Annotated in this window: 5 protein-coding genes; 3 read left to right on the top strand and 2 right to left on the bottom strand. The window is 64.3% G+C overall.

The window, feature by feature from the left end; genetic code table 11:
• Positions 1-1,835 (bottom strand): heavy metal translocating P-type ATPase (locus AC1D1P_RS14070; RefSeq protein ID WP_477673415.1); only part of this gene is annotated, 1,835 nt, incomplete at its 3' end.
• Between the two features lie 167 nt (positions 1,836-2,002).
• On the opposite strand from AC1D1P_RS14070, the gene AC1D1P_RS14065 reads away from it, so the two are divergent.
• The gene (locus AC1D1P_RS14065; RefSeq protein ID WP_477670456.1) at positions 2,003-2,191 is read left to right on the top strand and encodes a heavy-metal-associated domain-containing protein; all 189 of its coding nucleotides are present in this window, start codon (positions 2,003-2,005) and stop codon (positions 2,189-2,191) included.
• Between the two features lie 74 nt (positions 2,192-2,265).
• Positions 2,266-3,120 (top strand): archaetidylserine decarboxylase, encoded by an 855-nt coding sequence (gene asd, locus AC1D1P_RS14060; protein WP_477670457.1) that lies wholly within the window; start codon positions 2,266-2,268, stop codon positions 3,118-3,120.
• Here the strand turns inward: asd and AC1D1P_RS14055 are convergent.
• Entirely contained in the window at positions 3,117-3,983 is an 867-nt protein-coding gene (locus AC1D1P_RS14055; protein ID WP_477670458.1) for a DUF72 domain-containing protein, read from the bottom strand. The two genes, asd and AC1D1P_RS14055, sit on opposite strands and share 4 nt — an antisense overlap.
• Before the next feature lie 209 nt (positions 3,984-4,192).
• On the opposite strand from AC1D1P_RS14055, the gene AC1D1P_RS14050 reads away from it, so the two are divergent.
• The coding region (locus AC1D1P_RS14050) for a M20/M25/M40 family metallo-hydrolase (RefSeq protein WP_477673414.1) at positions 4,193-4,971 on the top strand (779 nt) is incomplete at its 3' end.

Genomic DNA, 4,971 nt, shown 5'->3' with positions numbered 1-4,971 from the left:
AGCCACGACACCGTGCGGCCCTGGGCTTCGAGTTCTTTGGCGCGTGCATTCAGCGTGGCGAAGGTGTTCAGGTCCAGGCCCAGCTCCTGCATAAAGCGCGGGCTTCCGAGCCGCAGTTCGCGGCCTGCCACCACGGCGGCCATGCCGCGGCCGGCGACGGCGCGCAACTCCGTCGCTGCGGGAATCTCAAGCTGCTGCTCCGCCGCGCGCCGTGTGACCGCGCGGGCGAGCGGGTGTTCGCTGCCCGACTGGATGGCGGTCGACCAGGCCAGCAACTCGTTGGCAGCGATTGCGCTGGGCTCCAGCGCCACCAGTTCGGGTTTGCCCTCGGTCAGCGTGCCGGTCTTGTCAAAAGCCACTACCTTGACGCCGTGCGCCACTTCCAGCGCCTCCGCGTCCTTGATCAGGATACCCTGGCGWGCGGCGGCGCCCGTGCCCACCATGATGGCGGTAGGCGTGGCCAGACCGAGTGCACAGGGACAGGCGATTACCAGCACAGCGACCGCATTGAGGATGGCCGCCTCCCAGTCCTGCGTGGCCAGGCCCCAGCCCAGCAGCGTCACCAGGGCAATGGCAATTACCACAGGCACAAACACGGCGCTGACCTGGTCCACCAACCGTTGTATGGGTGCTTTTTTGGCTTGGGCCGATTCGACCATACGCACGATGCGGGCCAGCGTGGACTCCGCGCCTACGGCCGTGGTGCGCACCACGATCAGGCCTTCGGCATTGACTGCGCCGCCAGTCACGTGGTCGCCTGCGTACTTGGCAACTGGCAGGCTCTCGCCGGTGATCAGCGATTCGTCCACCTGCGTGGAACCCTCGACGATCTCGCCATCAACCGAGATGCGTTCGCCAGGGCGCACCACCACCAGGTCGCCGAGCTGTATGTCTTGCAAGGCTACGTCTTCGTCCTTTCCATCGCGCCGACGGCGCGCGGTGTCGGGGCGCAGCGCCTRCAACGCGCGGATGGCGGCGGTCGTCTGGTGTTTGGCGCGCGCTTCCATCCATTTGCCCAACAACACCAGTGTGATGACGACTGCCGAGGCTTCAAAATACAGGTGCGCCATGCCATGGCCGCCATGCCGCAGCAATTGATAGACGCTCAGGCCGTAGGCAGCTGAGGTGCCCAACGCGACCAGCAAATCCATATTGCCGGTGCGGGCGCGCAAGGCGCTCCAGCCGGCGCGGTAAAAACGTGCGCCCAGCCAGAACTGCACCGGCGTGGCCAGCAGCCATTGCCACCAGCCGCCCAGCATCCAGTCCTTGCCGAACAGCGCCCCCACCATGGGCAGCGCCAGCGGCGCAGACAGGACGGCTGCCAGCGCGATAGGCCACCAGGGCGCGCCAGTTTTGTCCACGGGGGTGCCCGAAGCGGGGATTTCGCTCGCCTGATAACCGGCTTTGGCCACTGCCGCCACCAGCGCCGGCAACATCGCGGCGTTGCCCGCGACGCGGACTTCGGCGGTCTCGGTCGCCAGGTTGACGCTGGCCGACAGCACCCCTGGCATTTGCTTGAGCGCTTTCTCGACGCGCGACACGCAGGAGGCGCAGGTCATGCCGTCTATTTTGAGCCGCAAGGATTGTTCGGCCACGCTGTAGCCGGCTTTGGCGACGGCGGTCTTCAGGGCGTCCATGCCGACACCGGCGCGCACCTTGACGCTGGCCTGTTCGGTCGCGAAATTGACGCTCACGTCCTCAACRCCCGGGACGTTGGCCAGCGAACGTTCCACACGCGCCACGCAGGACGCGCAACTCATGCCCTGGACGGGAAACTGCCACTCGGTCAGCGCCGGCATGACGGGAGATGTTTTTAACGTGGATGGGGTGTTCATGCCTGTAGTCTCAACCTTACCACCATGGGAGGGTCAAGCGCCTTGGTGTAATAGCCCTGAATCGAGGCAGGACTTGCCGGGCTACGCTTGACCCTGCCCCCATGGGAAGGTTCAGACTTCTGGGTAATCCCTGTACCAATCTCTCAGACAGCTTCCAAGGAGTCTTTATGGAATTCAATATCCCCGCCATGAGCTGCGGCCACTGCGTTGGCGCCGTCACCCAGGCCATCAAATCGCTGGATGCAGCGGCGCAGGTCAGTGTGGACTTGCCCGGCAAAAAGGTTGTGGTGCAATCCTCGCAAGACAGGCAAGCCGTGGCGGCTGCGCTGGCCGAGGCGGGTTATCCCGCACAGTAGTGCGCCGATATCCGGCGGGAAAGACGTTTCGGCGTCGATAGAATGGCCCTTCCTCCCTCCATTCAAGCCGCCTAGTGTCCGACCGACTCGCCGTCCTCCCCCAATACCTGTTTCCCAAGCAGGCGCTGACCAACTTTGCCGGTTTTGTAGCTTCGCGCGAGCGTGGCTGGGTCACCACCGAAATCATCCGCCGCTTTGTCGCCAAGTACCAGGTCAACATGGACGAGGCGCTCAACTCCGACATTGCGAGCTATCTCACCTTCAACGACTTCTTCACGCGTGCGCTCAAGCCCGGCGCGCGGCCGCTGGCTGATGCCGAGCTGATTTCGCCGGTGGACGGTGCGATCAGCCAGTTCGGTGCGATCGAGAAGGACCAGATCTTTCAGGCCAAGGGTCACAGTTATTCGACTACTGCGTTGGTGGGCGGGGATGCGGCGCTGGCGGCGCATTACCAGGACGGCCATTTCGCTACGCTCTATCTGAGCCCCCGGGACTACCACCGCATCCACATGCCTGCAGGCGGTCGGCTGACGCGCATGATTTATGTGCCGGGCGACCTGTTTTCCGTCAATCCCGTTACCGCACGCGGCGTGCCGGGGCTGTTCGCGCGCAATGAGCGCGTGGTCTGCGTTTTCGAATCGGCGCGCGGGCCCTTTGTGCTGGTGCTGGTCGGCGCGACCATCGTTGGCAGCATGGCCACGGTGTGGCACGGCGTGGTGAACCCGCCGCGCGGCAAGGTGGTGCGGCAATGGGATTACCCCGACGAGCCAACCTCCGCCATCCGCCTCAAGCAGGGCGAGGAAATGGGCCGCTTCCTGCTGGGCTCCACCGTCGTCATGCTGTTTCCCAAAGGGCCGCTGCAGTTCAATGCCGAGTGGGCGCCCGGCCGCGAAATACGGCTCGGCGAAGCCATGGCGGTCTACGGTTAAGCAGAGGGTGTGAAGCCCAGGCGGTTTAAAAACGCCATCGCTGCCGCCGGCGCCCTTTCCTTGGCGCCGTTGATGAAATACACAAACACGTCGCGCGGCTTGCCCTGTGCCGGGGCTTCTTCCAGCGTCGGCAGGTCGGCCGGCGCGGAGCCGTCAGCCCATTGCCGCGCGCGCTCAGCCCAGGCGTTCAGCGCGCTTTCCTCGTAGCCGGTCTCCAGGCCTGATTCGCTCATCATGAGGCGGGCATAGGCGAAGTCACCCGTGAGGTCGGCGAAAGACGGAAATTTGTCAGCGTCGGTAAATACAGTGGCGACCTTGTAACGGCGCGCCAACGCCAGGTAATCGGGCGACATAAAGCTCTCGTGGCGAACGTCGACGACATGGCGCAGCGCCCGGCCGTCCACCTGTTTGGGCAGCAGCGACAGAAACGCCTCGAAATCCCCTGCCTCAAACACCTTGCCGGGCATGAATTGCCAGACGATGGGGCCCAGCTTGTCGCCCAGTTCGCTGATGCCGCTTTCAGTGAAGCGCTGGATGGACTCGCCCGCCTCGGCCAGCACGCGGCGATTGGTCGCGTAGCGCGAGGCCTTGAGGGAAAACATGAAGTTGTCCGGCGTCTCGTCGTGCCACTTCCTGAAGCTGGCCGGCTTCAGCGTGCCGTAGTAGGTGCCGTTGACCTCGATGGCGCTCAGCCGGCGGCTTGCGTATTCGAGTTCGCGGCTGTGCGCCAGGCCGGCTGGGAAAAAGTTGTCGCGCCAGGGCTCAAAGGTCCAGCCGCCCACGCCAGCGCGGATGCGGGAATCGGCTACCGTGGCTGGCGTGGCGGCGGAAGATGGCGTGTGTGCGCGGCTTGCTGGTGTCATGGCGGCTCCGTGGCGTACTTGTCTGCTTTCTCGTCCAATTGGAGGAGTTATCTTTGTCCACGCCGCCCGCGATGCGCTGTAGGTTGAATTCTCCAATTGCGGGTCTTCCCGTGGCCGGTGGCGCGGTCTGTGTCGGAAGCGTACAGTAGCAGGTGCCGTAGCAAAATGCTGCCCTAAAAGCCGATATCCTTGTTCCCGGAGCCTTTCCAATGAACGCCCCACTGCACCGCGAAATCCCCGCCAGCATCCTTAACGCCGCCCAGGCCCTGTCCCAGGTCACGGCCCAATGGGACGGCGACATCGTCAAACAGATCACCGACTACATCTCCATCCCAGCCAAGTCCCCCACGTTTGACAGCGACTGGGCGCAGCACGGCTTCATCGACACCGTCATGCGCAATGCGGCGGCCTGGGTCGAGGCGCAGAAGGTCGAAGGCCTCAAGCTGGAGATCGTGCGCCTCGAAGGCCGCACCCCGGTGCTGTTCTTTGAGATCCCGGCCACGCGCGCCGATTCGACGCAAACCGTGTTGATGTACGGCCACCTCGACAAGCAGCCCGAATTCACCGGTTGGCGCAATGATTTGAGCCCCTGGATGGCCAAGTACGAAGACGGAAAGCTTTATGGCCGTGGCGCCGCCGACGATGGGTATGCGGTCTACGCCAGCATTGCCGCGGTGCAGGCGCTCAAAGCGCAGAACGTGCCGCACCCGCGCATCGTTGGCCTGATCGAAACCTGCGAGGAAAGCGGCTCCTATGATTTGCTGCCTTACGTCAATGCGTTGCGTGAGCGCCTGGGCGACGTCGCGCTGGTGGTGTGCCTGGATTCCGGCGCGGGCAACTACGACCAGCTGTGGCTGACCACCAGCCTGCGCGGCAACGCGGCGGGCGTGCTCAAGGTGGAAATCCTCACCGAAGGCGTGCACTCCGGCGACGCCAGCGGCCTGGTGCCGTCGAGCTTTCGCATCATGCGCCAGGTGCTGGACCGCCT

Source organism: Polaromonas sp. P1_E1_2 (assembly GCF_056406035.1).
The sequence above is the reverse complement of the archived record's forward strand: the minus strand, read 5'-3'. Positions and strand labels throughout refer to the sequence as shown.